Raw genomic sequence first — 26,490 nt, 5'->3', positions numbered from 1 at the left:
CCTGAACAGGGCGGGCGTTACAAGTCGATTGAAGCGCTATTTGAACCGCTGAGTTCTATTTTGCAGTGCAGCGTGCATTGCACCTAACGGTTCCTTCACGATCAGCGCGCATCCCGACGTGGGGGAGGGAGCAGGCCCGCAACCGGTTCGACCGGGGCGGGCTTTTTATTTGCCTCGTCGGCACGCCTCTTGCCGCGAGCACGTCGTAGCGCTCCAGCAGCGCGCACCTCGAATCGACGAAGCGAACGCGCATGACAGAATCGGCGCGATGACTTCCCCCGCACTCGCTTCAATCCCCGACCGATTCCAACCGCTGCTCGCGCGTGTCCTTCCGCGCCTGCGCGCCGTGTTGCCCGGCGAGCTCCTCTCCGATCCGCATGCGATCGCGCGCATCGAACGTGTCGCCATCGCGAGCGACTTCGCGATCGACACGCTCGTGCGACAGCCGGAACTGCTGGAGCGCCTCCTGCGCGACGACGGCGCCGAGCCGCCTGCGCAACCCGTGCTTGATGCCAGCAACCGCGCCGATTGGCCCGCGCTGCTGCGTCGCTATCGCGCCGCCGGCTCCACGCGGTTGATCTGGCGCGACGTGCTCGGCCTGGACGACGTCGGCGCGACACTTGCCGGCAGCACGCATCTGGCCGAGCGCTGCCTGCAGATCGGCCTCGACGCGGTAGAAGCGGAGTTCGCGCAGCGACATGGCGTCTTGCGCGATCGCGACGGCAACGCGCAGCGGCTTGTGGTGTTCGGCCTGGGCAAGCTCGGCGGCGGCGAACTCAATTTCAGCTCCGACGTCGATCTGGTCCACACCTACGAGCACGACGGCGAATCGGACGGCGCGCGTCCGCTCGATGCGGAGCACTACTTCGCGCGCCTTGGCCAGCAACTGGCGAAACTGCTCGACGAACCGACGGTGGACGGTTTCTGCCATCGCGTCGACCTGCGCCTGCGGCCGTACGGAAACGCAGGCCGCGTGGCGTGGTCGTTCAACGCGATGGAGCAGTATTTCCAGCGCGAAGGCCGCGACTGGGAGCGCTACGCCTGGCAGAAGGCGCGACCCGTCGCCGGCGACGCGGAAGCGGGCGAGCGCTTCCTCGACAGCCTGCGTCCGTTCGTCTATCGGCGGTACCTCGATTTCGGAGCGCTGGACGGCCTGCGCGGCATGAAGGCGGCGATCACCGCCGAGGTCGCACGCAAGGAACTGGCAGACGACATCAAGCGCGGGCCCGGCGGCATTCGCGAGATCGAATTCCTCGTGCAGGCGCTGCAGCTGATCTACGGCGGGCGCGAGCCCGAACTGCGCGATCGCCGTCTGCTGCCGTCGTTGCGCGCGCTGGTGGGCGCGCGGCAGATGGGCGCCGAGGCCGGCGACCTGCTCGCCGATGCGTACCGCTTTTTGCGGCGATTGGAAAACCGCCTGCAGATGCTGCGCGACGCGCAGACGCATGCGCTGCCCGAGCGCGAGGACGACCGTGACCGCATCGCCTTCGCGCTGGGTTTCGACGACTGGAGCGCGTTGCGCGAAGCGCTCGACGTGCAGCGCGCCCGCGTCGCCACCGAATTCGAGGCGCTGCTTGCGCCACGTCGCCGCCGCAACGCGCCCGACGCGCTGACGACGTATTGGCGCGCGCTGCCCGACGGCGGCGACAGCGAAGCGCTCGCCGACGCGGGCTTTGTCGAAGCGGGTAACGCGGACGGCGCGCTGCGCGATTTCGCGCGCAGTCCGGGCGTGCGCGGTCTGTCCGACAGTGCGCGCGGACGCCTCGATCGCGTGATGCCGTCGCTGCTGCAGGCCGCGGCCGCGTCGAGCGAACCGATGCTCGCGCTGCGCCGGCTGCTCGCATTGCTGCACAACGTGCTGCGTCGAAGCGCGTATCTCGCGCTGCTGGACGAACAACCCGTCGCGCTGGCGCGCCTGGTCGAAGTCGTCTCGCACAGCGCGCTGCTCGCCGAACGCCTCGCGTCGTATCCGTTGCTGCTCGACGAACTGCTGGACGCACGCGTCGCCGGCCCGCTGCCCGGTCGCGACGAACTGCATGCGGCGTGCGCAGACGCTGCGCCTGGCGGCGACGACGACGCCGAAGCCGTGCTCCAGGTGTTGAACGAAGTCCGGCAGGCATTGAGCTTCCGCATCGCGATGGCGGTGCGCGACGGCCGCCTGACCGCGGTCGATGGCGCGCGCCAGCTCGCGTGGCTCGCCGACGGCGTGGCGATGCGCGTGCTGCGGCTGGCCGAACATGAAGTCGCCAGTGCGCACGGCCGCGTCCCCGGTGCGCGCTTCGCGGTGATCGGCTACGGCAGCCTGGGCGGCGAGGAGCTCGGCTTCGGCTCCGACCTCGACCTGGTCTTCATCTACGACGCGCCCGGCGGCGAACACGCGCACTCCGACGGTGCACGACCGCTCGAAGTCACGCGATGGTTCGCGCGTGTCGCGCAGAAGGTCGTCGCGCTGCTCGGCGCGGTCACCGGCGCCGGGCGGCTTTACGACGTCGATGTCCGCCTTCGCCCCGACGGCGCGAAAGGCCTGCTCGTGTCCAGCCTCGCGAGTTATCGCGACTACCAGCGCGATCGCGCGTGGACCTGGGAACACCAGGCGCTGGTGCGGGCGCGTTTCGTCGCGGGCGATGAATCGCTGGGCGCGGACGTCGAGGACGTGCGTCGCCAGACGCTCTCACGCACGCGCGACATGGAGCGCGTGCGTGAGGACGTCGTGTCGATGCGCCGTCGCATGCGTGCAGAACTCGACCGCACCGACGCCGCGGCGTTCGACCTGAAGCAGGGCGAAGGCGGCCTGGTCGATCTCGAATTCCTGCTGCAGTACGCCGTGCTCGCGCATTCGGCGCAGCACCTGGAGTGGCTGTCCTCGCGCAACACGTGCGAGCTGATCCAGGCGACCGGCGAAAGCGGCTGGCTCGACGAAAACGAAGTCGAAGCGTTGACGCAGGCGCATGCGACGCTCGTCGATGCGGGCCTTGCGTGCACGCTCGATCGTCGCCCTCGAAGGCTCCCGATCAACGACGCGATCGCCACCGCACGCGCGGCGATTTCAGGCGCGGCGAAGCGGCATGGACTGGACTTCGATCAGGACGCCAGTCGCTGACGGACTTCGCCCGCCACGCGCGCGGTTTCGCGCAGCGGCGTGATCGCAAAACGTCCGGCGTCATCGCCGAACGAACGCACGCGACCGGTGTGCAGCAGCGATTCGACGAACCGGCGCGGTCGTCCTTCGACGCGTTCGTGGTCCGCGACGAACACCGGTGCCCATGTCGCGCAGGCTTCGGACAGCATGTTGACCGAGTCGGCGGTGCAGACGACGCGGTCGGCCCAGGCGAGCAGGCCGGCGTAGGGGTTCGGGCCATCGGCGCCGTCGGTCCAGATCAGGCCGGGCACGCCACGCAATCGATCGCGCAATGCCGCGGCGACATGCGTCGGCGTGCGGCGCGACGTCGTGGCGAGCACGCTACCGCCTTCGTCTCGCGCGACACGTTCGACGTTGAGCAGCAGCGCGTCGTACATCGCGTCGTCGAAACGCGCGTGCGCGCTGGCGCCACCGACGAGCAGCGTCGTGCGCGGGCCGGGCAGGGCGCCGATGTCGGGGAACGCGTGGCGACCGGCCGCGAGCCAGAGGTCGTCGACCGGATTGAGGCTGCCGATCATCGAGATGACGTTGTCGCCGCGAAGGCCGTCGTGTTCGGGCGCGATGACCAGATCCCAGTGCCGCGTATCGATGCGGGGATCGAGGATCTGCACCGCGCGCGCACCACGCGATCGCAGCAGCCGCGTCGCCAGGCCGGCCTGGCGGCCGCAACCGATCGCCAGCGACGGCGGCGTCCGCATCGCCTGCTTGAACGTGCGGCCGAACGCATTCGAGCAACCCGGCAACGCCCGCGGCGCGAACCACCGCCATGGTGTGCGCGGGGCCAGCGTCCAGGCGCGGAAGGGCTCGGCCAGCGCGGTCGCGAGCGCCTGCGCCTGGCGCACGTTGCCGGCATGGCCGTCGGTGATCGTCCAGGTCGAGGGCCCGCGTGAGGGCGCGGAATCGGGTCTCGTTCGTTGCACGTTTGTGAGTAATCCGTTCCGGATCAGTCGGCTGTTGCGAACGTGCCAGACTCTACACTCTCGAACCTCGGCCGCGGCGGTGTCGCGGCTCATCACGGAGCACACGATGTCGCAGAACACCCCGCCGCTGCCCGCGTCCGCGCTGGACCAGCTCTTCCGCACCGCCCGCACGCACAACGAGCTCAAGGGCGAGGTGAGCGACGAGACGCTGCGCGAACTCTACGACCTGGCCAAGTGGGGCCCGACCAGCGCCAACATGTCGCCGCTGCGCCTGGTCTTCGTGAAGTCGCCCGAAGCCAAGGCCAAGCTCGCCCCCGCGCTGGACGAAGGCAACCACGCGAAGACGATGGCCGCGCCGGTCACCGCGATCGTCGCCCACGACCTGGCGTTCTACGAAAAGCTGCCGTACCTGTTCCCGCACACCGATGCGCGCGGCTGGTTCGAGGGCAAGCCGGAGGCGGACCTGACCACCATCGCGCTGCGCAACGGCAGCCTGCAGGGCGCCTACGTGCTGATGGCCGCGCGGGCGCTCGGGCTGGATACCGGCCCGATGTCGGGCTTCAACAACGCGCTCGTGGACGAAACCTTCTTCGCCGGCACGAAGATCAAGTCGAACTTCCTGATCAACCTCGGCCATGGCGACACCGCCAAGCTGTTCCCCCGTTCGCCGCGCCTGTCCTTCGACGAGGCGGCGCGGATCCTGTAACGCCGCAGTACCCGCTCGCCCTGCACACCTCACGGAGACTTCCCGCATGTTCAAGCGCATCGCCCTCACCGCGGCCCTGATCGCCGCCAGTACCGCCGCCTTCGCCGCCCCGGTCACCTACAAGATCGACCCGAACCACACCGACGTCGTCGCGAGCTGGAGCCACTTCGGCTTCTCCAACCCGATCGCGCATTTCGGCCAGGTCGACGGCAGCATCACCTACGATCCGAAGAACGTCGGCACCTCGAAGGTGGACGTGACGATCCCGCTCGCGGGCCTGGATTCGCACGTGGAGAAGTTCGACGAACACCTGCGCAGCGCCGATTTCTTCGACGCCGAGAAGTACCCGAACATCACCTTCAAGAGCACCAAGGTCGAAGCGGCCGGCGACAAGAAGCTGCGCGTGTTCGGCGACCTGACCATCAAGGGCGTGACCAAGCAGGTCGTGCTCGACACCACGATCAACAAGATCGGCGAGCAGCCGATGGCCAAGCGCGCCGCCGCGGGCTTCGATGCGACCACGACGATCAAGCGCAGCGACTTCGGCGTCGACAAGTACGCGCCGAACGTGAGCGACAACGTCACCATCCGCATCACGACCGAAGCGGTCGTGCCGGCCGCCAAGTAAGCCGCAGGCGGACATCGGGGGCGGGAACGGGGACAATGTCCCGGTTCCCGCCCTTGTCGTTTCCAGCGCCCAGATGATCGTCCAGCGCCCCTCCAGCGAACGCGGCCAGTCCGCCGCCTCCGGCCGCGACAGCCGCCACGCGTTCTCCTTCGGCGGCCATTACGACCCGCAGTGGATGGGCTTCGGCCCGTTGCGCGTGCTCAACGAGGATCGCCTCGATCCCGGTGCAGGCTTCGACACGGCGCGGCACGCGAACATGGAGTTGCTGGCGTTCGTCGTGTCGGGCGAACTTGCGCACGAGGACGCGATCGGCGGCAACGGCGTCGTTCGCACCGGCGAGCTGCAATGGCTCAGCGCCGGCCACGGCACCGAGCACGCCGAACGCAACGCATCGGCCTCCGAACCGCTGCGCCTGCTGCAGCTGTGGATCCAGCCCTCGCGCCTGAACCATGAGCCCGCCTACGCACGCCGCGCCGACGCGCCCGCCGACGCGCGCGGCTGGACGCTGCTCGCCTCCGGCGATGGCGCCGACGGCAGCCTCGCGATCCGGCAGGACGTGCGCGTCCTGCAGGTCCGGCTCGATCGCGGCGAGGCGGCGGAGGTCACGATGGATCCGTCGCGGCTGTACTGGGTGCAGGTGGTGGACGGCGAGGCGACCGCGAACGACGGCATCGCGCTGCGTCCCGGCGACGCGCTGGGCGTACACGACGAGGCCGGCACGTTGCGCCTGACGGGCGCCAGCGACGGGCGGGCGCTCATCCTGCTGCTGGACCTGCCCCAGTAGCGGCGATTCGGGCCGTTTCGCGCCGGCCTTCGCATCGGGGCTGGTAAACTTGCGGCCCCGCGTCGCCACAGCCGTTCCGACCCATGACCGCAGCCAACGCCCATCCGACCCAGGCCAACGCCGAGCAGCGCTATGTCGTGCATCGCGCCGACCTGCCGCTGAGCTGCCCGCTGCCCTCGATGGCGCTGTGGAACTCGCATCCGCGCGTGTACCTGCCCATCGAAGCCGAGAACGGCGAGGTGCAGTGCCCGTACTGCGGCTCGCATTTCGTCCTCGAAGACTGACCTCCGCGCCGCGCCGGTGCCGCGAATTCCTTCCGCGGAGCCGCGCATGCGCCGGCTGACCGTCGTCCAGCTGCTGCCCGCCCTGGAATCGGGCGGCGTCGAACGTTCCACCCTCGAGATCGCGCAGGCGCTGGTCGATGCCGGCCATCGCGCGATCGTCGTGTCCAGGGGCGGCCGGCTCGTGCCGCGCCTGCTCGCATCGGGCGCCGAGCACGTCGCGCTCGACATCGGGCGCAAGTCACCGCTGACCTTCCGCCACGTGTTCGCGCTGCGCGCGCTGTTCGAGCGCGAAGGCGTGGACATCGTGCATGCGCGTTCGCGCCTGCCCGCGTGGGTGGGCGAATTCGCGCTGCGCAGCCTTCCGCTGTCGAAACGCCCGCGCTGGGTCACGACCGTGCACGGACTCAATTCGCCGTCGCGCTACAGCGCGGTGATGACGCATGGCGAACGCGTGATCTGCGTGTCGGACACCGTGCGTGACTTCGTGCTGCGCCAATACCCCGCGGTCGATGCATCGAAGCTGCGCGTGATCCCGCGCGGTATCGATCCGCGCACGTTTCCGCGCGCGCCGCATCCTGATCGCGAGGCGCGTGCGTGGGCCGCGTCGCTGCATCCGGCGCTCGGCGGCGACGGCCCGCTGCTGCTGTTGCCCGGACGCGGCACGCGCCTGAAGGGACACGCCGACGCACTCGCACTGCTGTCGCGCGTGCGCGGGGACGGGGTCGACGCACGGCTCTGGCTGCCCGGCGCGCGCGAGGCCGGACGCGAGGCGTACATCGCCGAACTCGAAGGCGAAGCGGCGACGCTCGGCATTGCCGACGCGGTGGCCTTCACCGAACCGACCGACGCCATCGCCCGTGCGTATGCGGCCAGCGACGTCGTGCTGCAGTTGTCGCGCAAGCCGGAGGCGTTCGGCCGCACGGTGCTCGAAGCCTGGTCGGTGGGTCGCCCGGTGCTCGGCTGGGCGCACGGCGGCGTCGGCGAACTGCTCTCGAACTGGCAGCCCGATGGCGCGGTGGCGCCATTCGATCTCGATGCCCTGTATCGCCGCGGCTACGAACTTCTTACGCATCCGGCGACGCCGCCGGCTACGATTCCGCATTCGTTGCATGCGATGCAGGAGGCCACGCTTGCCGTCTACGCCGAGCTCGTCGATGAATCCCGCTGACACCGCGCCGGCCGAAGGTCGCGTGCGCGGCTGGCGCTGGGCGCCTGCGTGGATCCTCGCCTACGTCGCGCTGTGGCCCGCACCGGGCTATGCCGAAGGCGTGCTCGTGCTCGGCGCGCTGGCGGCAATCGTGCACCTGGCGCTGTCGCGATTCCGCGGTGGCGCGAAGCTGTTGAGTAATCCCGCGTGGGCGCTCACCAGCGTGCTGTTCTTCGCGTACTGGACGCCCGAGCTGGTGTCGGCGATCGACGCCATCGACCCCGCACGCGCGCTGCGCGAAGCGGCGGTGGACCTGCGCTACCTGCCGTTCCTGTGGCTGGTCGCCTCGGCCGTGGCCGATCCGCGTGGCCGGCGCATCACCTTCGGCGGACTGGCGATCATCGTCGGTATCTGGACGCTCGACGCGCTCGCGCAGGCGGCGACCGGCGCGAGCCCGCTGTTCTCCGGCATCGACGGCATCAAGCACGCCATCAGCGGCCACGGCATGTGCACGCCGCAGGAAGTGGCCGCGGTCGATCGCCTCAGCGGCGTGCTCGGCCCGTGCAACCTCAAGCTCGGCCCGGTGCTTGCGAGCCTGTCGCCGTTCCTGCTGTTCGTCGGCGGGCGTCGCATGGGCACGGCCGGCTGGCTGCTGGCCGCTGCGGCGATCGGCATCGTGCTGGTGCTGGCCGGCTCGCGTGCGTCATGGATCACCTACGCCGTCGCGCTGGTGCTGTCGGGCTGGCGGTTGGTCGGCTGGAAGAAGCTGATCGGCGTCTTCGCGCTGGGCGCCATCGTGATCGCCACGCTGAGTGCCACCGTGCCGCAGGTGCGCGAGCGCCTCATGCGCACCACGCATGCGGTCACCGCGGACGTCGAGGGCGTGGACAGTGCACTGTCGGGCCGCGCACGCATCTGGAGCGCGGCGCTGTGCATGGCGCGCGAGCACCCGATCAACGGCATCGGCGCGCGGGGGTTCCGTGAGGCGTTCCCAGCGTGCGATCCCGCACCGGGTCAGACGGCGGCGTGGGGCACGGGCCCGGCGCTGCACGCGCACCAGATCGTGCTGGAGGTGCTCAGCGAAACCGGTGCGTTCGGCATGCTGCTGTGGCTGGCCGGCCTCGCACTCGCATGGCGCGCTTGGCGCTTCGCCGACGAGCAGGCGCGCGAACGCGCACGTCCGGCGATGTGGGCCCTGGCGGTGACGGTGTTCCCGATCAACACGCACCTGGCGTTCTATTCGACGTTCTGGGGGGGGCTGACGCTGCTGCTCGCCGCGCTGTACGCCGGCAGCCTGCTCGCGCGGGAATAGCCGTCAGCGCTTGCCGTAGGGCGAGGTCATTCCGGGCGGACGGCGTTTGAAGCGGCGGTGGATCCACAGGTACTGCGTCGGGGCTTCGCGAACCATCGCCTCGATCGCCGCGTTAACGCGGGTGGAATCGACCGCGGCGTCGTTCGACGGAAAATCTTTCAGCGGCGAGCCGACGCGCAGCACGTAATCGGCACCTTCGCGGCGATGGAAGAACGGCACCACGGCGCAGCCGCTCAGGCGCGCGAACTGGTGCGTGGCAGTGATCGTCGCCGCCGGGACGCCGAAGAACGGCGCGAACACCGTGTCCTTGCCGCGCATGTCCTGGTCCGGCGCGTACCAGAGGAACCCGCCCTGCTTGAGGTGCCGGATCGCCGGACGGATCTCGTCGTTGGTGAACATCGCCTTGGCGTAGCGCAGGCGGCCACGCTTGACCGCCCATTCCATCACCGGGCTGCGATGGCGGCGGTACATGCCGGTCAGCGGTAGGTGGTCGCACATCAGGCGGCCGCACATCTCCAGCGTCATGAAATGGCCCGATACCATCAGCACGCCGCGTCCCTGCGCGCGGATGTCGTCGAGCAGTTCCAGCCCTTCGATGCGCACGGTGCGGCGCATCGGCGCGGCCGAGCCCCACCACGCGCGGGCGAACTCGAAGAACCCGATGCCCAGGTCGCGGAAGCTGTCGCGCAGCAGGCGCTCGCGCTGATCGGTCGACATCTCCGGAAAGCACAGCTCCAGATTGATCTGCGCGGCCTTGCGCCGCGATGTGCCCGCCAGCAGCGCGAACGCGCCGATCATCCGACCGAGGCCGCGTTGCATAGACCACGGCAGGCGCGCGCCCAGGCACATGACGCCGAGCGCGAGCCACATCGGCCAGTGGCGCGGGCTGAACGGCGGAGACGGCGGCGAGGTGGGGGATTCGACAGCCCTGGGCATCCGCAGATTCTACGGGGCGGCTGCCTGCATGCAGTAGACGCTCGCGATGCGAGCGCTATCCGTGCCGACGGAACAATGCGCGGATCGCGGGACCTTCGCCCGGCCGTCACCGGCTTCGCTATCCTTATGCCGATGCCGAAAGACCCCATCGAGCGCCTGCTGCGCGGCCTGTATTCGGTCGCCCTGTATCTGTTGGCGCCGATCACGGTCTACCACCTGATCTGGCGCGGCCTGCGGCAGCCCGCGTATTTCCTGCGATGGCAGGAGCGTTACGCGCATTACGGCGATGCCCCGCCGATGCGCACGTTGTGGGTCCACGCGGTCTCGGTGGGCGAGGTCAACGCCGCCGTGCCGCTGGTCAACGCGCTGCGACGCGCGAGGCCGGACCTGCGCCTGCTGGTCACCACCATCACGCCGACGGGTTCGGAGCGCGTGCAGGCGCTGTGGGGCGAGGCGGTCGAACACGTCTACCTGCCCTACGACCTGCCGGGCGCGGTCGGGCGTTTCCTCAGGCACTACCGCCCGTACGCCGCATTGATCATGGAAACCGAATTGTGGCCGAGCCTGTTGTTCGGCTGCCGCGACGCGGGCATCCCCGCGGTGATCCTCAACGCACGGCTGTCGGAGCGCTCGCTGCGCGGCTACCGCGTGCTCGCGCCGCTGGTCGCGCGCGCACTGCGCACGGTGCGGACGGTGGCCGCGCAGTCGCATGCCGATGCCCAGCGTTTCGTGCGGCTCGGCGCGAATCCGGAGCAGGTCGCCGAAGTGGGCAACCTGAAGTTCGACGTCGCCGTGCCGGAAGACCTCGCCGGCTTCGCCGCGCAGTGCCGCTCACGCTGTGGCGAACGTCCCGTCTGGATCGCCGCCAGTACGCACGAGGACGAGGAGATGGCGGTGATCGCCATCCATCGACAGTTGCGAGCGCACTTTCCCGACCTGCTGATGCTGTGGGCGCCTCGCCATCCCGAGCGCTTCCGCACCGTCGCCGATACCGCGCGTGCCGCGGGATGGAATGTATCGACGCGCTCGCGCCAGCAGTGGCCGCAGGCAGACGATGCGGTGTTCGTGATCGACACGCTCGGCGAACTGATGAGCTTCTACGCCTGCGCCGACGTCGCCTTCGTCGGCGGCAGCCTGCAGGCGATCGGCGGCCACAACCTGCTCGAACCCGCGGCGACCGGCACGGCCATCGTCACCGGCCCGCACCTGCACAACTTCGTCGAGATCGCCCAACGCCTCGAGGATGCCGGTGCGCTGTGCGTGGCCCCCGACGCCGAGCACGTCGAACGCGCGCTGGCCGAGCTGCTGTCTGATCGCGAACGACGCGAGCGCATGACGGACGCCGGCCGTGCGCTGGTCGAAACCGGTCGCGGGGCGCTCGCCCGCACGCTCGATCTGTTGCAGCCGTTGCTTCCGCCGCAAGCCTGATTCGCGGCACTTCGCGATTCTTCTGATGGTGCGCGACCGCGCACGCCGACAGACTTCACGGCCCGTGAACGCCCGGTGTTGCATCTGGCGACGGACATCACCTGAAGGAGCGAGTGACGTGAAGCAGCCATCCGGAAAGCCCATCGCGCACGACCATTCCGCATTTGCGATGCCGGGCCTGGCCCTGGCGGCATCGCTTTTGGTGTCCGCCTGCGCGAGCACGAGCGAGTCCGCTTCGTCGGCGTCGCCCGCTTCGCCCATGTCGCCTGCTGCGACCGTGTCGTCTCCGGCGACCGCCGAAGCCGTGCCCGAGATTCGTCCTGGCGTGCTCGCGGGCTACCTCGGTCGCGAATTGCCCGACAGCCTGAAACTGCTGCCCGCGCCTCCGAAGGAAGGATCGGCCGCCTTCAGGCAGGACCAGGCCGTGAGCCGCGCTTCGCAGAAACTGCGCGGGACCGCCCGCGACACGCAGGCGACGTCGGATGCCGACCTGAGCTTCCCGCACGTGGCCGACGCGTTCTCTTGCGCGCTCGGCGTGCCGGTCTCGCAGGATCAGTCGCCGCGCCTGTACCAGTTGCTTCGCCGCACGCTGACCGACGCGGCGCTCGCTACATACGCCGCGAAAGACCACTACAAGCGCACGCGTCCGTTCGTGTTCTACAAGGAAGGCACGTGCGCGCCGAAGGACGAAGCGGCGTTGCGCAACGACGGTTCGTACCCGTCGGGTCACACGTCGATCGGCTGGATGTGGGCGCTGGTGCTGACACAGGTCGCACCCGACCGTGCCGATGCATTGCTGGCGCGCGGTCGCTCGTTCGGCGAGAGCCGGCTGGTCTGCAACGCGCATTGGCAGAGCGACATCCTGGCGGGTCGCACGATCGCGTCGGGCACGTACGCGAAGCTGCAGTCGAACACGACCTTCCAGGCGGATGTCGCCGCGGCATCGCAGGAAGTGCAGTCGCTGCGGGCGAGCGGGAAGACGCCTTCGGTGAATTGCAGCGCGGAAGCAGCAGCGCTCGCTATTCCGATCGACGGCGTGCTGTAGGCGAACGCCCAAAGAAGAAGGCCGGACGTTTCCGTCCGGCCTTCGTCGTTTCTGCGATGCGGTACCGATCAGCCCGGCACGTCGCCCGCCGGCAGCTGCGAAGCGGTGTCCACGGTGAGCAGGCGGTTCACGTCCTGCACGTCGGCGATGTCGAGCGTGCCGGCGGCCTGTTCCAGCAGCAGGCGGCTCTGTAGGTGGTTGTAGCGCGCGCGCGCGAACTCGAGCTGCGCGGTGAACAGGTTGTTCTGATTCTGCAGGACGTCCAGCACGGTGCGCGTGCCGACTTCCAGGCCGACCTGCGAGGCGTCGTACGCGGCCTGCGCCGAGACCAGCGCGAGGCGGCGTGCCTCGACTTCGCTGATGCTCGCCACCAGCGTCTGGTAGGCGTTGCGCGTGTTGCGCACGAGCAGGCGCTTCTGCTGTTCCAGCTCATCGGCCGCGACGTCGCGACGTGCCAGCGCCTGGCGGACGCCCGACTGCGTGGCGCCACCGGAGAAGATCGGCACCGACAGCGTCAGGCCGACCTGCGGACCGAAGGTGCGGCTGTCGATGTCGCGCGTCGCGTCGAGGATGTCGCGCTCGCCCCAGGTCGTGCTGTCGCCATAGGAACCGCTGAGGTACAGGCGCGGCCAGTGGCCTGCGCGTGCGGTCTCGACGTCGGCTTCGGTGGAGGACACCTGCAGTTCCTTCGCACGCAGCGCCGGGTTGTTCTCGATGGCCGTGCTCACCCAGCCGTCGGCGTCGCGCGATTCGGTCAGCGACGGCTGGTAGTCCTTCGGCAGGCCCTTGATGTTGCGCACCTGCTGGCCGGTGATTTCCGCCAGCGCCTGGTACGAATCCTCGACCGCGTTGCGGGCCAGGATCGTGTTGGCGCGCGCGCTGTCGTACTGGGCGCGCGCTTCATGCACGTCGGTGATCGGCGCCAGGCCGACTTCCAGGCGCTTGGAGGCGTAGTCGAACTGCTTCTTCAACGCCGTCTCGGCGGCTTCGGCGGCGGCCAGCGATTCCAGCGCGATCAGCACGTTGAAGTACGCGGCCGAGGTGCGCGTGATCAGGTCGTTGCCGGACGCCGCCAGCTGGAAGTCCGCCGCCTGCGCTAGCGCCTTGGCGCTCTTGTGGCGGGTGAAGTTGCCGCGGTCGTAGACCATCTGGCTGAGGTTCACGCCCGTGCTGCGCGTGGTGCTCTCGGTGTCACTGTCGCCGGGGTTGATGGTGCCGTCGGCGTTGACCGAGTTGTTACCGCGCGAGTAGCTGCGGCCCTTGGTGATCGAGGCCGAACCGTCGATCTGCGGCAGCATCGCCGCGCGCGTCTGCACCTGGCCTTCGCGGATCGCAAGGCGGTTGGACTCGGCCGCCGCGAGTTGCGGATCGGCCGTGCGTGCCAGCTCGTAGGTCTGCAGGAGGTCTTCGGCGGAGGCCGTGGCCGGCAACAGGGCCGACAGGCTCACGGCTGCGGCGAGGGCGATGACGAGCGGGCGGCGGATCATGCGAGGTCCTTGTCCGTGTTGCGTTTTGTTGAGCCGCCCGCGGTCTGCAGGCGTGTGGGGGTACTGCTTCAGAACTTGAATACCGGGGCGGGGGCCGCACCGGCGAGATAGGGAAGATCGGTTTCGAACAACGATTGGATGCGCGGCGCGTTGACATCGTTGCGCACCAGCACCGCTTCCATCACCGGCGAGCGACCGCGCACGACGAACATGCGGCCGTTCGGCTCCAGCCAGTCGATGAAACGCTGCGGGATCGTGTCCACGGCGCCAGCGACGAGGATCGCGGTGAAGCGGCGCTCGGTGGTCCAGGCGAACGCGTCGCCGACCACGACCTGCACGTTGTCGACCGACTGCTCCGACAGCGCCGCCGAGGCGGCCTGCGCGAGGTCGGCGTGGCGCTCCAGCGCGAGCACGTCGCGGGCGAGGCGGCCTGCGCAACCAGCCAGGTAGCCGGTGCCGGCGCCGATCACGAGCACGTCGTCGGCCGGATCCAGCGCGAGCGCCTGCAGGGCGCGGCCCTGCAGGACCGGCTTCATCGTGAATTCGCCATGGGCCAGCGGCAGCGCGAGGTCGGCGTAGGCCAGGTTGCGATGCGCCACGGGCAGGAAGGCTTCGCGCGGCAGCGTCGCCATCACATCGAGCACGCGGCCATCAAGCACGTCCCAGGGACGCACCTGCTGCTCGACCATCAATTCGCGTGCCTTGTTGTAATCCATGGGGTTCATCGGGGGCTGACTCGTGCGCGGAAGACCGCGAATTGTACCGGGAATACCGCTGCCGGCCTTTGCGGGCGCGGCGCACAGGATGGCCGCGGCCCCAAGTCAGACTGAGTGCCAGAAGTAACCAAGACGGATGTCATCGACGCGACCGACCGCTTGCGGCGGGCTTGCCGGCCGCGGTGTCGCGCACCTGGTAGGCGCGCAGGAACAGGTCCACGGCCGAGGCCAGATGCGCCTGGATTTCGTTCTCCGCCGGCCCCGGCCCACCGAACACCAGGCACGCGTGCGGTTCGCCCTTGAGCAGGCTGAAAAACTGGCCTGCGGCGCGCGCGACGTCGGGGATCTCCAGCTCGCCGGCCTTGATCCGCCGTTCGAGCAGCGCGGAGAAATCGGACTGCACGCGCATCGGGCCGGCGTCCCAGAACAACTTGGGCAGGCCGGAATTCGACATCTGCGGCGAGCACAGCATGCGATGGCCCGCGACGGCTTCTGGCGCGGTCACCATCGAATAGAACGCGTGGGCGATGTCCATCAGCCGATCGCGCAACGGCGTGTCGGGCGAGGGCTCGAACAGGGAGGACGGCAGCGACAGGTCGCAGTGCGACTCCACCGCGGCGAGGAACAACGCGTCCTTGTCGCCGAAGTGGCTATAGACGGTGAGCTTGGAGACCCCGGCCTCGGCGGCGATCTGGTCCATGCTGGCGCCATCGAAGCCGTGCTGAGTAAACATTCTTTTCGCCGCCTCCAGGATGGCGGCGCGCTTGCCCATGTCCTTCGGACGTCCGGGGCCGGCCGGCTTGGCGGTTGCGCCCTGCGGCGCGGAAGGCTGGCGTGGAGCGGTCATGCGGCAATACTAGACTAATCAGTTTGATATTTATACAGTACCCGCAAGTACATTAATTAACTGCAGGGACCCCCGCAATGCGCAGTCCTTTCCCCGCTGCGTTCCGCCTGTCGGCATGGACGCTGGTCGCCTTTTCCACCTTTCTATTGAGCGCCTGCGGGCGCGATGGCGCGGTCGAGGAAGCCCCGCGCCCGGTCCTGGTCACGCACCCGGTCGCGGCCGACCACACCGCGAGCGCCTTCGCCGGCGACGTGCGGGCACGCGAGGAGAGCCCGCTTTCGTTCCGCGTCGGCGGCAAGCTCGTCCAGCGCAATGTCGACGTCGGCGACCACGTGCGCGCCGGCCAGGTATTGGCGATGCTCGATCCGGGCGACCTGGAGGCGCAGGCCCGCGCCGCGAAGGCGCAACTGGCCGCCGCCGAAGCCGAACTGGGCCGCGCCCGCGCCGATCAGGCGCGCTTCGCGAAGCTGGCGAACGAGCAGTTGGTGAGCCGATCCACCCTCGACGCCCAGAACGCCGCGGCCACCGCCGCGCAGGGCCAGGTGAATGCCGCCCGCGCCGAGGTCGAAGTCGCGAGCAACCAGGCCGCCTATTCGCAATTGCGCGCCACGCGCGACGGCGTGATCGCCGCGCGCCAGGCCGAAGCGGGGCAGGTCGTGGCGGCCGGGCAATCGGTGTTCACGCTTGCCGCCGACGGCGTGCGCGAGGTCGCGTTCGCGCTGCCCGAAACCATGGCCGGCAAGGTCAAGGCCGGCCAGCCGGTGCAGGTCGAAGCATGGTCGCGCCCCGGCCAGCGCTGGAACGGCCGCATCCGTGAAATCTCCCCCGCGGCCGATCCGGCGTCGCGCACGTTCGCCGCGCGCGTTACCGTCGATGCGCCGGCCGGCGCGATCGACCTCGGCCAGAGCGCCCGCGTCTATCTCCCCACCGACGACCGCGGCGGCCTGAGCGTGCCGATCGCCGCGCTCCAGCGCGAGAACGGCAAGGCGTCGGTGTTCGTCGTCGACATGAAGACCTCCACCGTTAAGCTGCGCCCGGTGCAGGCCGGCGCGTTCGGCGAGGACCGCGTGCCGGTGCAGGGCGAACTCGCCGCGAACGAGTGGATCGTCGCTGCCGGCGGTCACCTGCTGCGCGACGGGCAGAAGGTGCAGCCGGTCGATCGGGAAAATCGCCCGATCAAGAACAACTGAGCGAAGCCAGTGCGGGCGACGCGCTGATGCAAGCAGCGCGCGACACCCGCACGGCACGCATGCCCTTCCCCCGCTCGCGGGGGAAGGGGACGGGATGGGGGGCAGCGCCGGTCGCGTTCGACGAAGCCGGCGCAGCACCCCACCCCTCACCCCAACCCTCTCCCGCACGCGGGAAAGGGGACAAGCAGACGAGCTGACGCCTGATGCGCTTCAACCTCTCCGAATGGGCGCTGCGCCATCGCAGCCTGATCATCTACGCGATGCTGGTGATGGCCATCGCCGGCACGTTCTCGTACCTGCGGCTGGGTCGCAGTGAGGATCCGGCCTTCACCTTCAAGGTGATGGTCATCCGCACGCTGTGGCCCGGCGCGACCGCCGAGGAAACCTCGCGCCAGGTCACCGAGCGCATCGAAAAGAAGCTGATGGAAACCGGCCAGTACGAGTTCATCCGCTCGTACTCGCGCGCGGGCGAATCGCAGGTGATCTTCGTCGCGCGCGATTCGCTGCGTTCGAAGGACATCGAACCGTTGTGGTACCAGGTGCGAAAGAAGGTCGGCGACATCCGCGCGACCCTGCCCAGCGATGTCGTCGGCCCGTTCTTCAACGACGAGTTCGGCGACACCTTCGGCAACATCTACGCGCTCACCGGCAAGGGTTTCGACTACGCCGTGCTGAAGGACTACGCCGAGCGCGTGCAGCTGCAGCTGCAGAAGCAGCCCGACGTCGGCAAGATCGAGCTGTTCGGCGTGCAGGACGAGAAGGTCTGGGTCGAGCTGTCGAACGTGAAGCTCGCCACGCTCGGCATTCCCGCCGCCGCCGTGCAGCAGGCGCTGGACGAACAGAACGCGATGGTGCCCGCAGGCTTCTTCGAAACCGGCAGCACGCGCGTGGCGCTGCGCGTGGGCGGCAAGTTCAAGTCCGTCGAGGAAATCCGCGAATTCCCGATCCGCGTGGGCGACCGCACGTTCCGTCTTGCCGACGTCGCCGACGTGAAGCGCGGCTTCTCCGATCCACCGGCGCCGCGCATGCGCTTCATGGGCGAGGACGCCATCGGCATCGGCGTCGCGATGAAGCAGGGCGGCGACATCCTCAAGCTCGGCAAGACGCTGGAAACGCAGTTCGCGCAACTGCAGGACACGCTGCCGGCCGGCATGGAACTGCGCAAGGTCGCCGACCAGCCCGCCGCCGTTACCGAATCGGTCGGCGAGTTCGTGCGCGTGCTGTCCGAAGCCGTGGCCATCGTGCTGCTGGTGAGCTTCTTCTCGCTTGGCCTGCGCACCGGTTTCGTCGTCGCGCTGTCGATCCCGCTCGTGCTCGCGATGACCTTCGCCGTGATGGACCTGTTCGGCGTCGGCCTGCACAAGATCTCGCTCGGCGCGCTCGTGCTCGCGCTCGGCCTGCTGGTGGACGACGCGATCATCGCGGTGGAGATGATGGCCATCAAGATGGAGCAGGGCTTCAGTCGCCTGAAGGCTGCGGCGTTCGCGTGGGATTCCACCGCGTTCCCGATGCTCACCGGCACGCTCATCACCGCTGCCGGCTTCCTGCCGATCGCCACCGCGAAGTCGAGCACCGGCGAATACACGCGCTCGCTGTTCGAAGTGGTGACCATCGCGCTGCTGGTGTCGTGGATCGCGGCGGTTGCGTTCATTCCGTACCTCGGCGACAAGCTGCTGCCCGATTACGGCCACGCGGCCAAGCCGCTCAAGCCTGGATCGATTGCGTACCGCTGGCATGAATTCCGCGAACGCATCGCCAGCCGGTTCCCGAAATTGCACGACTACATCGCGCCCAAGCCGCCCATCGACGGCCATGCGCACGATCCGTACGGCACGAAGTTCTACGTGAACTTCCGTCGCTGGGTAACGTTCTGCGTGCGTCGCCGCTGGCTGGTGATCGCGGTGACGGCGGCGGCGTTCGTGCTGTCCATCGTCATGTTCCGCTTCGTGCCGCAGCAGTTCTTCCCCGATTCCACGCGACCTGAACTGATGGTCGACATGGAACTGGCCGAAGGCAGCTCGCTGCGCGCGACGACCGAGCAGGCGCAACGCTTCGAGCAGATCCTGAAGCAGAACAAGGATCTGGCGAACTTCGTCGCGTACGTCGGCACCGGTTCGCCGCGTTACTACCTGCCGCTCGACCAGCAGCTGCCCGCAGCGAACTTCGCCCAGTTCGTGCTGACGCCGAAGAACCTGGAAGCGCGTGAGGAAATCCGCACGTGGCTGATCGATGACGTCTTCCAGAAATTCCCCGAACTGCAGATGCGCGTGACGCGCCTGGAGAACGGCCCGCCGGTCGGGTATCCGGTGCAGTTCCGCGTGTCGGGCGAGCACATCGACCAGGTGCGGAAGATCGCCTACCAGGTGCGCGAGAAGATCCGCGAGAACCCGCACGTGGTGAACGTCAACCTGGACTGGGACGAGCCGAACAAGGTCGTGCGCCTGATCGTCGACCAGGAGCGCGCCCGCGCGCTGGGCGTGAGTTCGGCGCGGCTGTCGCAGTTCCTGTCCAGTTCGTTGTCGGGCTCGCACATCAGCACGTACCGCGAAGGGAATGAACTGATCGAGATGCTGCTGCGCGGCCCGGCCGAGGAGCGACTTCGCCTCGACATGCTTGGCAGCCTGATGGTGCCGACCGAAAGCGGCGCAAGCGTGCCGCTCACGCAGATCGCGACGCTGGATTACGGCTTCGAGGAAGGCATCATCTGGCATCGCGACCGCCAGCCGACGATGACCGTGCGCGCCGACATCTACGACGGCACGCAACCGGCGACGGTGACGGCGCAGATCTCGCCGACGCTCGACGGCCTGCGTTCGAAGCTGCCGTACGGCTATTCGATCGATATCGGCGGCAGCGTGGAGGATTCCGCGCGCGGCCAGAAATCCATCGCCGCCGGCATGCCGCTGTTCGTGTTCGTCGTGTTCACGCTGCTGATGCTGCAGCTGCGCAGCTTCTCGCGCAGCTTCATGGTGCTGTTGACCGCGCCGCTGGGCCTGATCGGCGTAACGCTGTTCCTGCTGGTGTTCCGCGTGCCGTTCGGCTTCGTCGCGATGCTGGGCACCATCGCGCTCGCCGGCATGATCATGCGCAACTCGGTGATCCTGGTGGACCAGATCGAGCACGACATCGGCGAAGGCGCCGCGCCGTGGCAGGCGATCGTCGAGGCCACGGTGCGTCGCTTCCGCCCGATCGTGCTGACCGCGCTCGCGGCGATCCTCGCGATGATCCCGCTGTCGCGCAGCGCCTTCTTCGGACCGATGGCGGTGGCGATCATGGGCGGCCTGACGGTGGCGACGTTCCTGACGCTGCTGTTCCTGCCGGCGCTGTACGCGGCGTGGTTCCGGGTGAAGGCGCCGGAGGCGGCGTAACCGCGACGCGGTGGCAGGAAACGAAAAGGGCGCGCCTCCGGGCGCCCTTCTTGTTACTGCTTCGGTGCAACGCTCCACGGCGGTGGTGGCGCCGGAATCGGGTGCTCGAGATCGAACTCGATGCGCACTTCGCGACCGGGGCGGGTGAGTTCGTAGGTGAAGCGCTCGTGCGGTTCGATTTCCATCGCCCACACGTTCGACACCGACGTGGCGCGGTCCTCGCGCGCGAACAGCGCCTTCGATGCGGCGTCGGCCGGGAATTCCTGCCGCTCCTCCGTGCCCATGTCGAGGGTGTCGCCGCCGTACTGGCTCAGTTCGGCCTCAGTGCCGTCCTCGTGGCGATGGTCGTGCTTCAGGCGCAGCCCCGTCGGGGTGCGCGTGAGTACCCAGGTGCGCGAACGATCGCTGCCGACGAAGAACGGGATGCGGATGGTGTCGCGGCTGCATTCGCGCACGTGCATGGTCAGCGCCTTGCCGGCCAGCGGATTATCGGGGGTGGGCGGGCGATCGGCGACGATGCGGCCGGCGAACGCCTGGCCGCAAAGCGCGGCGACGCGCTGGAAAAACACGTCCTGCGCGGCCGAACTGCCGGCATCGGGCGTGGAACCGCAGGCGGACAGGCCGAGGGCGAACGCGAAAACGAGGGCGGTGCGTGGGCTCATGGGCGCCCAAGCTAGCCCGAAGCACGTGAAGCCGGCAATGCGACCTCGGCCCAGTAACGCCGAATCGCGCCCGCCGTCTCAGTCGCGCATCACCACCGGCTGGCATTCCAGTTCGAGCTGCTCCAGCACCGCGACCATCGCCGCCTGCGTGGACACGCCGCGGCCGGCCGGCGCGAGATCCGCCGTGAACACGCCCGCCGCAAGCGCGCCATCGACCGCCTTCTCGACACAGCGCGCTTCCGACTCTAGGCCCAGCGAATGCCGCAGCAGCATCGCTGCACTGAGGATCGTCGCGTACGGGTTGGCGACGCCGCGGCCGGCGATGTCGGGCGCCGAGCCGTGGATCGGCTCGTACAGTCCCACGCGCCCTTCGCCCAGCGACGCCGAAGGCAGAAGCCCAAGCGATCCGGCCAGCATCGAGGCCTCGTCGGTGAGGATGTCGCCGAACATGTTCTCGGTGACGATCACGTCGTACTCACGCGGTCGCGAGAGCAGGTGCATCGCCATCGAATCGACCAGCTGGTGCTCCAGCGTGACATCCGGAAACTCGTCGCGAACCACGCGCGTCGTCACTTCGCGCCACAGCCGCGAGGTCTCCAGCACGTTGGCCTTGTCGACGGAAGTCACGTGGCCGCGCCGGCTGCGCGCGAGCGTGCACGCGCGACGCACGACGCGCTCGATCTCCTCGACGCTGTATTCGCACAGGTCGCTCGCCGACGTCGCGGTGCGCTGCTTCTGGCCGAAATACACGCCGCCGGTGAGTTCGCGCACGACGATCAGGTCCACGCCCGTGAGCAGGTGCGGCTTGATCGGCGAAGCGCCGAGTGCGGCCGGATGCGGCTTCACCGGGCGCAGGTTCGCGTACAGGCCCAGCGCCTTGCGGATCGCGAGAAGGCCCTGTTCCGGCCGCACCTTCGCGCCCGGATCGGACCACTTGGGCCCGCCCACGGCGCCGAGCAGCACGGCATCTGCGCGCTTGGCGGCATCGAGCGTCCGTGCCGGCAGCGGCTCGCCGGTAGCGTCGATGGCCGCGCCGCCGATGAGTTCATGCGTGAAGTGGAACTCGTGCCCGTAACGTTGCCCGACGGCACGCAGCACCTGCACCGCGGCGGCGGTGACTTCCGGGCCGATGCCGTCGCCCGGCAGAACGACGATCTCAGCTTGCATGGCGGAACTCCTGGGTTTGGCGTTGTTGTTCGAACTGCGAAATGGCCGGCGACTGCTTCAGCAGGAAGCCGAGCTGGTCGACGCCTTCGAGCAGGCAGGTCTGCGCGAACGCATCCAGCGGGAACTGCACGCGGCGCCCGTCGGGCAGCGTGACGCTGCGTTGCGCGACATCGATGCGCAGCTCCACGCCAGGCTGTTCGAGCAGTTCGTCGACGATGGCTTCATCTAGCACGATCGGCAGCAGGCCGTTCTTCAGCGCATTGCTGCGGAAGATGTCGGCGATCTCCGCGCTGATCACCGCGCGCAGGCTGAGGTCGGTCAGTGCCCACGGCGCGTGCTCGCGCGAGGAACCGCAGCCGAAATTGCGGCCGGCGACGAGGATCCGCGCGCCGATGTTCTCGGCGCGATTGAAGGGGAACTCGGGGTTCGGCGAACCGTCCGGCAAACTGCGCCAGTCGTTGAACGCGTGCTTGCCCAGACCTTTGCGTTCGGTCGTGGTGAGGAAGCGCGCGGGGATGATCTGGTCGGTGTCGATGTTGCGTTCGCGCAGGACGACGGTGCGCGATACGACTTCGGTCAGCGGCTGCATCAGGCGGTCTCCAGCTCGGCGGCCGCGTGCGGCGCGGCTTCGGTGGTGAGGTACGGGCGCGGGTCGGTGATCTCGCCGGCCACCGCGCAGGCGGCCGCGGTAGCCGGCGAGGCGAGCACGGTGCGCGCGCCCTTGCCCTGACGACCTTCGAAATTGCGGTTGCTGGTGGATACCGCCAGCTGCCCGGCGCCGACGATGTCGCCGTTCATGGCGATGCACATCGAGCAGCCGGGGTCGCGCCATTCCGCGCCGGCATCACGCACGATGCGATCGATGCCTTCGCGCTCGGCATCGCGCTTGACCTGCTCCGAGCCGGGCACCACGAGCATGCGCACGCGCGGATGCACGCGGCGGCCGCGCAGCACGCTGGCGGCTTCGCGCAGGTCCGACAGTCGCGAGTTCGTGCAGCTGCCGACGAACACCACGTCGACGGCGCGGCCGGCGATCGCGGCGTTCGCATCCCAGCCCATGTAGTCGCGCGCCTTCGTTTCGTCCGCATCGCCGCTGCCGGGCACGCGTGCACTGATCGGCGCGACCTGGCCCGGGTGCGTGCCCCACGTGACGGTCGGCTGGATATCGCGCGCATCAATGCGCACCTCGCGGTCGAACGGCGCGCCTTCGTCGGTGCGCAGTTCCTTCCACACTGCGACCGCGGCCTCGAACGCTTCCCCTTGCGGCGCCCGCGGACGGCCGCGCAGGTAATCGAAAGTGACTTCGTCCGGCGCGATCAGCCCGGCGCGCGCGCCGGCTTCGATCGACATGTTGCACACCGTCATGCGCTGCTCCATCGACAACGATCGGATCGCGCTTCCGCGGTACTCGATGACGTGGCCCGTGCCGCCGTTGACGCCGATCACGCCGATAACGTGCAGGATCAGGTCCTTCGCGCCGACGCCCGGCGCGAGTTCGCCGTCGATGGTGATCGCCAGCGTCTTCGGCTTGCGCTGCAGCAGGCATTGCGTGGCGAGCACGTGGCCGACCTCGCTGGTGCCGATGCCGAACGCGAGCGCGCCGAACGCGCCGTGAGTGGCCGTGTGGCTGTCGCCGCAGACGATGGTCTGGCCGGGTTGGGTGAGGCCGAGCTCCGGCCCCATCACGTGCACGATGCCGCGCTGCGGGCTGTCGTAATCGAACAGCTCCACGCCGAAGCGCGCGCAGTTCGCGCGCAACGTGTCGACCTGCGCACGTGCTTCATCGTTCACGTAAGGACGCTGCCCGTTCCCGGTGGCCGGCAAAGTCGGTGTGGAATGGTCGAGCGTGCCCTTGGTGCGCTCGGGCCGGCGCACCGGCAGGCCGCGCGCGTCGAGTTCGGCGAAGGCCTGCGGCGAGGTCACTTCGTGGATCAGGTGCAGGTCGATGTAGAGGATCGCCGGCGCCGCCTCGGATTCGGGCGTGACGACGTGGGCGTCCCACAGTTTGTCGAACAGGGTTTTCGGTTGGCTCGTCATTGACTTGGCTTTCTGTAATGAGGTCAGGCGATCGCCGCGGCGCGCGTGTCCGTGGCCTGCGCGCGCGTGCGCTGCAGGCGGTTGGCGATGTCGAGCCACGCGAGCGCGCTGGCTTCGAGGATGTCGGTGCTGGTGCCCGAGCCGGTGAACTCGCGCCCGTCCACGCGCGCGATCACCTGCGCCTGGCCTTGGGCGTCATCGCCCGTCGTGACGTTGGAGACCTGGTAGCTGTCGATCTCCAGCGCGATTCCGGTGGCGCGCGCGAGGGCCGCGAACAGCGCATGCACGGGGCCATCGCCGACGGCAGCCTCGCTCACCGAAGCGCCCTCGGCATCGACGAGTTGCACGCTCGCCGTCGGCAGGCTGTCCTGCGCGACGCCGGTGCTGACGTGGAAACGCGCCAGGCGGTGCCCGCGAGCCGCGCGTGCGTCGGCGCCGAGCACCAGCGCTTCCAGGTCCGCGTCGAACACTTCACGCTTCTTCTCGGCCAGCGACTTGAAGCCGGCGAAGACCGCGTTGAGCTGCGCCTCGGGCAACGTGAAGCCCAGCGCCTGCAGGCGGTCGCTCAGCGCGGCGCGGCCGCTGTGGCGGCCCATCACCATCTGCGACTGCGCCCAGCCGACGTCTTCCGGTCGCATGATCTCGTACGTGCCGCGATGCTTGAGCATGCCGTGCTGGTGGATGCCTGACTCGTGCGCGAACGCGTTCTGCCCGACCACGGCCTTGTTCCGCTGCACCGCCATGCCGGTGATGCGCGAGAGCAGGCGCGAGGTGGGAACCAGGCGTCGCGTGTCGATGCGCGTGTGCGCGCCGTAGTACTCGCCGCGCACGCGCAAAGCCATCACCAGCTCCTCCAGCGCGCAGTTGCCTGCGCGCTCGCCGATGCCGTTGATCGTGCATTCGACCTGCCGCGCGCCGCCTTCGATCGCGGCCAGCGAGTTCGCCACCGCCAAGCCAAGGTCGTTGTGGCAGTGCGCGCTGAACACCGCTTCGTTCGCGCCGGCGACGCCCGATTCGACGACGGACGCACGCAGGTACTCGAAGAGCGTGCGGATCTCGCTCGGCGTGGTGTAACCGACGGTGTCGGGAATATTGAGCGTGCGCGCGCCGGCCTGCACCGCGGCAATGCAGACCTGCGCGAGGAAGTCGGGCTCGGTGCGCAGCGCGTCCTCGGCGGAGAACTCGACGTCGTCGACGTGGCGCTTGGCCAGTTCGACCGCCATGACGGCACGTTCGATCACCTGCTCGCGCGTCAGCCCCAGCTTGTGCTCGCGATGCAGCGGGCTGGTGGAGATGAACACGTGGATGCGTGGATGCACGCCGCCGTCGAGTGCGCGCGCGCAGGCTTCGATGTCGCCGACGTGGCAGCGCGCCAGCGTCGCGACGGTTGCGCCGCGCACCTCGCGCGCGATGGCGCGAACCGCGTCCATGTCGGCTTCCGAACTCGCCGGGAAGCCCGCTTCGATCACGTCGACACCCAGCTCGGCGAGCGCGTGCGCGAAGCGGAGCTTCTGCGGCGCGGTCATGCTGCAGCCGGGCGATTGCTCGCCGTCGCGCAGGCTGGTGTCGAAGATCCGTACTCGGGCGGCGGGGTCGTTCATGCGGTGAGCTCCTCGTGGTCGCGCGCGACGACGGCGGCGCGCGGCTTGGATGGGAAAGCAGGATTCAGGGTCGCGATGGCGGGCTCCAGCGCGGGTGCGGGCATCGCATCGCGATGGCGGCGACGCGGCCGGCGCGGCGCCCGTGGGCGCACGTCGGACAGCAGTTGCGCGAGCACGACCGCGTCGACGTTTCCGCCGGACACGACGGCGCACTTGCGCTTGCCGGCGATGCGACGCCCGGCGGCGAGCGCCAGCGCGCCTGCGCCTTCGGCGATGACGTGCTCTTCGAGCGCGAGGCGCACCAGCGTTTCGCGCAGTTCGGCCTCGCGCACGACGACCACGTCGTCGAGCAGCTCGGCGAGCAGGCGCTGCGTGAGATGGCCGGGTTCCTTCACGCGCACGCCGTCGGCGAGCGTCGCGACCGGATCGCGCGGCGTGCGGTCGCCACGCAACGCGCGCAGCATCGAATCGACGCCCTCGACCTGCGCGCCGATCACGCGAACGCCCTGCGACTTCAAGGCCAGCGCAACCCCGGACGCGAGCCCGCCGCCGCCGATCGGCACGAGCACGACGTCCGGCGCGAGCGCGGCCAGCTCCAGCCCTACCGTGCCTTGGCCGGCAATCACGTCGGCGTCGTCGAACGCGGACAGCACGCGGTAGCCGTTCTGCTCGGCCAGCTCTGCGGCAAAGGCTTTCGCTTCGTCGTAGGTGTCGCCATGCAGGCGCACGGTCGCGCCCCAATGCGCGACGCCGGCGATCTTTGTCTGCGGCGCGTTGCGCGGCATCACGGTGATCGCGTTGACGCCCAGGCGATACGCGGCCCACGCCAGGCCCTGCGCGTGGTTGCCGGCGGAGGCGGCGATCACCGGTCGATGATCGCCGCGTTCGCGCGCCGCGAGCAGCGCGTTGAGCGCGCCGCGCACCTTGTATGAGCCGGTGCGCTGCAGGTTCTCCAGCTTCAGCCAGCAGCCGAAGCGCTCCGCATGATGCAGCGGCGTCGCCGGCAGGTAGCGACGCAGACGCGCCTGTGCCGCGAGCACGTCGGCCGCGGTGACGCGTACGTCGGTGGGTACGTCGCCGTCCATG

Annotated in this window: 22 protein-coding genes; 11 read left to right on the top strand and 11 right to left on the bottom strand. The window is 69.1% G+C overall.

The window, feature by feature from the left end:
• Positions 1–268: 268 nt before the first annotated feature.
• Entirely contained in the window at positions 269–3,100 is a 2,832-nt protein-coding gene (gene glnE / locus ABIE51_RS17670; protein WP_192632840.1) for a bifunctional [glutamate--ammonia ligase]-adenylyl-L-tyrosine phosphorylase/[glutamate--ammonia-ligase] adenylyltransferase, read from the top strand.
• On the opposite strand, the gene ABIE51_RS17665 is transcribed toward glnE, so the two are convergent.
• On the bottom strand, positions 3,082–4,059 hold the full coding sequence (locus ABIE51_RS17665) for a mitochondrial fission ELM1 family protein (RefSeq protein WP_354504629.1): 978 nt from the start codon (positions 4,057–4,059) through the stop codon (positions 3,082–3,084). The two genes, glnE and ABIE51_RS17665, sit on opposite strands and share 19 nt — an antisense overlap.
• A gap of 106 nt (positions 4,060–4,165) precedes the next feature.
• On the opposite strand from ABIE51_RS17665, the gene ABIE51_RS17660 reads away from it, so the two are divergent.
• The 6 genes from ABIE51_RS17660 (at position 4,166) to ABIE51_RS17635 (ending at position 8,920) form a co-directional block, all read left to right on the top strand.
• Complete coding sequence (locus ABIE51_RS17660; protein ID WP_115844239.1) at positions 4,166–4,765, top strand: malonic semialdehyde reductase; 600 nt, start codon at positions 4,166–4,168, stop codon at positions 4,763–4,765.
• 46 nt (positions 4,766–4,811) lie between these two features.
• Entirely contained in the window at positions 4,812–5,393 is a 582-nt protein-coding gene (locus tag ABIE51_RS17655) for a YceI family protein (RefSeq protein ID WP_115844237.1), read from the top strand.
• A gap of 73 nt (positions 5,394–5,466) precedes the next feature.
• Positions 5,467–6,177 carry a pirin family protein gene (locus ABIE51_RS17650; RefSeq protein ID WP_192632843.1) on the top strand — a complete coding sequence of 237 codons (711 nt, stop codon included), beginning with the start codon at positions 5,467–5,469 and terminating at the stop codon, positions 6,175–6,177.
• An 83-nt stretch (positions 6,178–6,260) separates the two neighbouring features.
• Positions 6,261–6,461 carry a zinc-finger domain-containing protein gene (locus ABIE51_RS17645; protein WP_115844233.1) on the top strand — a complete coding sequence of 67 codons (201 nt, stop codon included), beginning with the start codon at positions 6,261–6,263 and terminating at the stop codon, positions 6,459–6,461.
• A 46-nt stretch (positions 6,462–6,507) separates the two neighbouring features.
• Positions 6,508–7,629 carry a glycosyltransferase gene (locus ABIE51_RS17640; RefSeq protein ID WP_192632844.1) on the top strand — a complete coding sequence of 374 codons (1,122 nt, stop codon included), beginning with the start codon at positions 6,508–6,510 and terminating at the stop codon, positions 7,627–7,629.
• Positions 7,616–8,920 (top strand): O-antigen ligase family protein, encoded by a 1,305-nt coding sequence (locus tag ABIE51_RS17635; RefSeq protein ID WP_192632845.1) that lies wholly within the window; start codon positions 7,616–7,618, stop codon positions 8,918–8,920. The genes ABIE51_RS17640 and ABIE51_RS17635 overlap by 14 nt, the downstream gene beginning before the upstream one ends.
• A gap of 3 nt (positions 8,921–8,923) precedes the next feature.
• Here ABIE51_RS17635 and lpxL read toward each other — a convergent pair whose 3' ends face one another.
• Positions 8,924–9,856 carry an LpxL/LpxP family Kdo(2)-lipid IV(A) lauroyl/palmitoleoyl acyltransferase gene (gene lpxL, locus ABIE51_RS17630; RefSeq protein ID WP_192632846.1) on the bottom strand — a complete coding sequence of 311 codons (933 nt, stop codon included), beginning with the start codon at positions 9,854–9,856 and terminating at the stop codon, positions 8,924–8,926.
• Between the two features lie 132 nt (positions 9,857–9,988).
• Between lpxL and waaA the strand changes: the two genes are divergently transcribed.
• Complete coding sequence (waaA, locus tag ABIE51_RS17625; protein WP_192632847.1) at positions 9,989–11,284, top strand: lipid IV(A) 3-deoxy-D-manno-octulosonic acid transferase; 1,296 nt, start codon at positions 9,989–9,991, stop codon at positions 11,282–11,284.
• Positions 11,285–11,453: 169 nt separating this feature from the next.
• Positions 11,454–12,329, top strand: a complete 876-nt coding sequence (locus ABIE51_RS17620; RefSeq protein ID WP_192632907.1) for an acid phosphatase — start codon at positions 11,454–11,456, stop codon at positions 12,327–12,329.
• A gap of 68 nt (positions 12,330–12,397) precedes the next feature.
• On the opposite strand, the gene ABIE51_RS17615 is transcribed toward ABIE51_RS17620, so the two are convergent.
• The 3 genes from ABIE51_RS17615 to ABIE51_RS17605 form a co-directional block, all read right to left on the bottom strand.
• Positions 12,398–13,816, bottom strand: coding sequence for a TolC family outer membrane protein (locus ABIE51_RS17615; RefSeq protein WP_192632848.1), 1,419 nt, complete (start codon positions 13,814–13,816; stop codon positions 12,398–12,400).
• Positions 13,817–13,884: 68 nt separating this feature from the next.
• Positions 13,885–14,541: a protein-L-isoaspartate O-methyltransferase family protein gene (locus ABIE51_RS17610; RefSeq protein ID WP_181902870.1), complete on the bottom strand. Its 657-nt coding sequence runs from the start codon at positions 14,539–14,541 to the stop codon at positions 13,885–13,887.
• 130 nt (positions 14,542–14,671) lie between these two features.
• The gene (locus ABIE51_RS17605) at positions 14,672–15,379 is read right to left on the bottom strand and encodes a TetR/AcrR family transcriptional regulator (RefSeq protein ID WP_192632849.1); all 708 of its coding nucleotides are present in this window, start codon (positions 15,377–15,379) and stop codon (positions 14,672–14,674) included.
• A gap of 77 nt (positions 15,380–15,456) precedes the next feature.
• On the opposite strand from ABIE51_RS17605, the gene ABIE51_RS17600 reads away from it, so the two are divergent.
• Positions 15,457–16,569: an efflux RND transporter periplasmic adaptor subunit gene (locus ABIE51_RS17600; RefSeq protein ID WP_192632850.1), complete on the top strand. Its 1,113-nt coding sequence runs from the start codon at positions 15,457–15,459 to the stop codon at positions 16,567–16,569.
• A 200-nt stretch (positions 16,570–16,769) separates the two neighbouring features.
• The gene (locus ABIE51_RS17595) at positions 16,770–19,937 is read left to right on the top strand and encodes an efflux RND transporter permease subunit (protein WP_354504908.1); all 3,168 of its coding nucleotides are present in this window, start codon (positions 16,770–16,772) and stop codon (positions 19,935–19,937) included.
• A 53-nt stretch (positions 19,938–19,990) separates the two neighbouring features.
• Here ABIE51_RS17595 and ABIE51_RS17590 read toward each other — a convergent pair whose 3' ends face one another.
• The 6 genes from ABIE51_RS17590 to ABIE51_RS17565 form a co-directional block, all read right to left on the bottom strand.
• Positions 19,991–20,599 (bottom strand): hypothetical protein, encoded by a 609-nt coding sequence (locus tag ABIE51_RS17590; RefSeq protein WP_192632852.1) that lies wholly within the window; start codon positions 20,597–20,599, stop codon positions 19,991–19,993.
• A 78-nt stretch (positions 20,600–20,677) separates the two neighbouring features.
• A complete protein-coding gene (leuB, locus tag ABIE51_RS17585) occupies positions 20,678–21,766 on the bottom strand; it encodes a 3-isopropylmalate dehydrogenase (RefSeq protein WP_115844212.1) in 1,089 nt (362 codons plus the stop codon).
• Positions 21,756–22,355 carry a 3-isopropylmalate dehydratase small subunit gene (gene leuD / locus ABIE51_RS17580; RefSeq protein ID WP_192632853.1) on the bottom strand — a complete coding sequence of 200 codons (600 nt, stop codon included), beginning with the start codon at positions 22,353–22,355 and terminating at the stop codon, positions 21,756–21,758. Before leuD ends, leuB begins: the two co-directional genes overlap by 11 nt.
• Positions 22,355–23,803, bottom strand: a complete 1,449-nt coding sequence (gene leuC, locus ABIE51_RS17575; RefSeq protein ID WP_192632854.1) for a 3-isopropylmalate dehydratase large subunit — start codon at positions 23,801–23,803, stop codon at positions 22,355–22,357. Before leuC ends, leuD begins: the two co-directional genes overlap by 1 nt.
• 23 nt (positions 23,804–23,826) lie before the next feature.
• Positions 23,827–25,404 (bottom strand): 2-isopropylmalate synthase, encoded by a 1,578-nt coding sequence (locus ABIE51_RS17570; RefSeq protein WP_192632855.1) that lies wholly within the window; start codon positions 25,402–25,404, stop codon positions 23,827–23,829.
• The gene (locus ABIE51_RS17565; RefSeq protein WP_192632856.1) at positions 25,401–26,489 is read right to left on the bottom strand and encodes a threonine dehydratase; all 1,089 of its coding nucleotides are present in this window, start codon (positions 26,487–26,489) and stop codon (positions 25,401–25,403) included. Before ABIE51_RS17565 ends, ABIE51_RS17570 begins: the two co-directional genes overlap by 4 nt.
• Position 26,490: the final 1 nt, after the last annotated feature.

Source organism: Lysobacter sp. OAE881 (genome assembly GCF_040546665.1).
GTDB classification, from domain to species: Bacteria; Pseudomonadota; Gammaproteobacteria; order Xanthomonadales; family Xanthomonadaceae; genus Lysobacter_J; species Lysobacter_J soli.
The sequence above is the reverse complement of the archived record's forward strand: the minus strand, read 5'-3'. Positions and strand labels throughout refer to the sequence as shown.

Excerpts from the sequence above, each read along its gene's own strand:
- glnE (WP_192632840.1), top strand. The coding sequence starts at position 269 with ATGACTTCCCCCGCACTCGCTTCAATCCCCGACCGATTCCAACCGCTG.
- ABIE51_RS17600 (WP_192632850.1), top strand. The coding sequence starts at position 15,457 with ATGCGCAGTCCTTTCCCCGCTGCGTTCCGCCTGTCGGCATGGACGCTG.
- leuB (WP_115844212.1), bottom strand. The coding sequence starts at position 21,766 with ATGCAAGCTGAGATCGTCGTTCTGCCGGGCGACGGCATCGGCCCGGAA.
- ABIE51_RS17645 (WP_115844233.1), top strand. The coding sequence starts at position 6,261 with ATGACCGCAGCCAACGCCCATCCGACCCAGGCCAACGCCGAGCAGCGC.
- ABIE51_RS17640 (WP_192632844.1), top strand. The coding sequence starts at position 6,508 with ATGCGCCGGCTGACCGTCGTCCAGCTGCTGCCCGCCCTGGAATCGGGC.
- ABIE51_RS17590 (WP_192632852.1), bottom strand. The coding sequence starts at position 20,599 with ATGAGCCCACGCACCGCCCTCGTTTTCGCGTTCGCCCTCGGCCTGTCC.
- ABIE51_RS17635 (WP_192632845.1), top strand. The coding sequence starts at position 7,616 with ATGAATCCCGCTGACACCGCGCCGGCCGAAGGTCGCGTGCGCGGCTGG.
- waaA (WP_192632847.1), top strand. The coding sequence starts at position 9,989 with ATGCCGAAAGACCCCATCGAGCGCCTGCTGCGCGGCCTGTATTCGGTC.
- ABIE51_RS17570 (WP_192632855.1), bottom strand. The coding sequence starts at position 25,404 with ATGAACGACCCCGCCGCCCGAGTACGGATCTTCGACACCAGCCTGCGC.
- ABIE51_RS17610 (WP_181902870.1), bottom strand. The coding sequence starts at position 14,541 with ATGAACCCCATGGATTACAACAAGGCACGCGAATTGATGGTCGAGCAG.
- leuC (WP_192632854.1), bottom strand. The coding sequence starts at position 23,803 with ATGACGAGCCAACCGAAAACCCTGTTCGACAAACTGTGGGACGCCCAC.
- ABIE51_RS17565 (WP_192632856.1), bottom strand. The coding sequence starts at position 26,489 with ATGGACGGCGACGTACCCACCGACGTACGCGTCACCGCGGCCGACGTG.
- ABIE51_RS17605 (WP_192632849.1), bottom strand. The coding sequence starts at position 15,379 with ATGACCGCTCCACGCCAGCCTTCCGCGCCGCAGGGCGCAACCGCCAAG.
- ABIE51_RS17620 (WP_192632907.1), top strand. The coding sequence starts at position 11,454 with ATGCCGGGCCTGGCCCTGGCGGCATCGCTTTTGGTGTCCGCCTGCGCG.
- ABIE51_RS17650 (WP_192632843.1), top strand. The coding sequence starts at position 5,467 with ATGATCGTCCAGCGCCCCTCCAGCGAACGCGGCCAGTCCGCCGCCTCC.
- ABIE51_RS17615 (WP_192632848.1), bottom strand. The coding sequence starts at position 13,816 with ATGATCCGCCGCCCGCTCGTCATCGCCCTCGCCGCAGCCGTGAGCCTG.
- leuD (WP_192632853.1), bottom strand. The coding sequence starts at position 22,355 with ATGCAGCCGCTGACCGAAGTCGTATCGCGCACCGTCGTCCTGCGCGAA.
- ABIE51_RS17660 (WP_115844239.1), top strand. The coding sequence starts at position 4,166 with ATGTCGCAGAACACCCCGCCGCTGCCCGCGTCCGCGCTGGACCAGCTC.
- ABIE51_RS17655 (WP_115844237.1), top strand. The coding sequence starts at position 4,812 with ATGTTCAAGCGCATCGCCCTCACCGCGGCCCTGATCGCCGCCAGTACC.
- lpxL (WP_192632846.1), bottom strand. The coding sequence starts at position 9,856 with ATGCCCAGGGCTGTCGAATCCCCCACCTCGCCGCCGTCTCCGCCGTTC.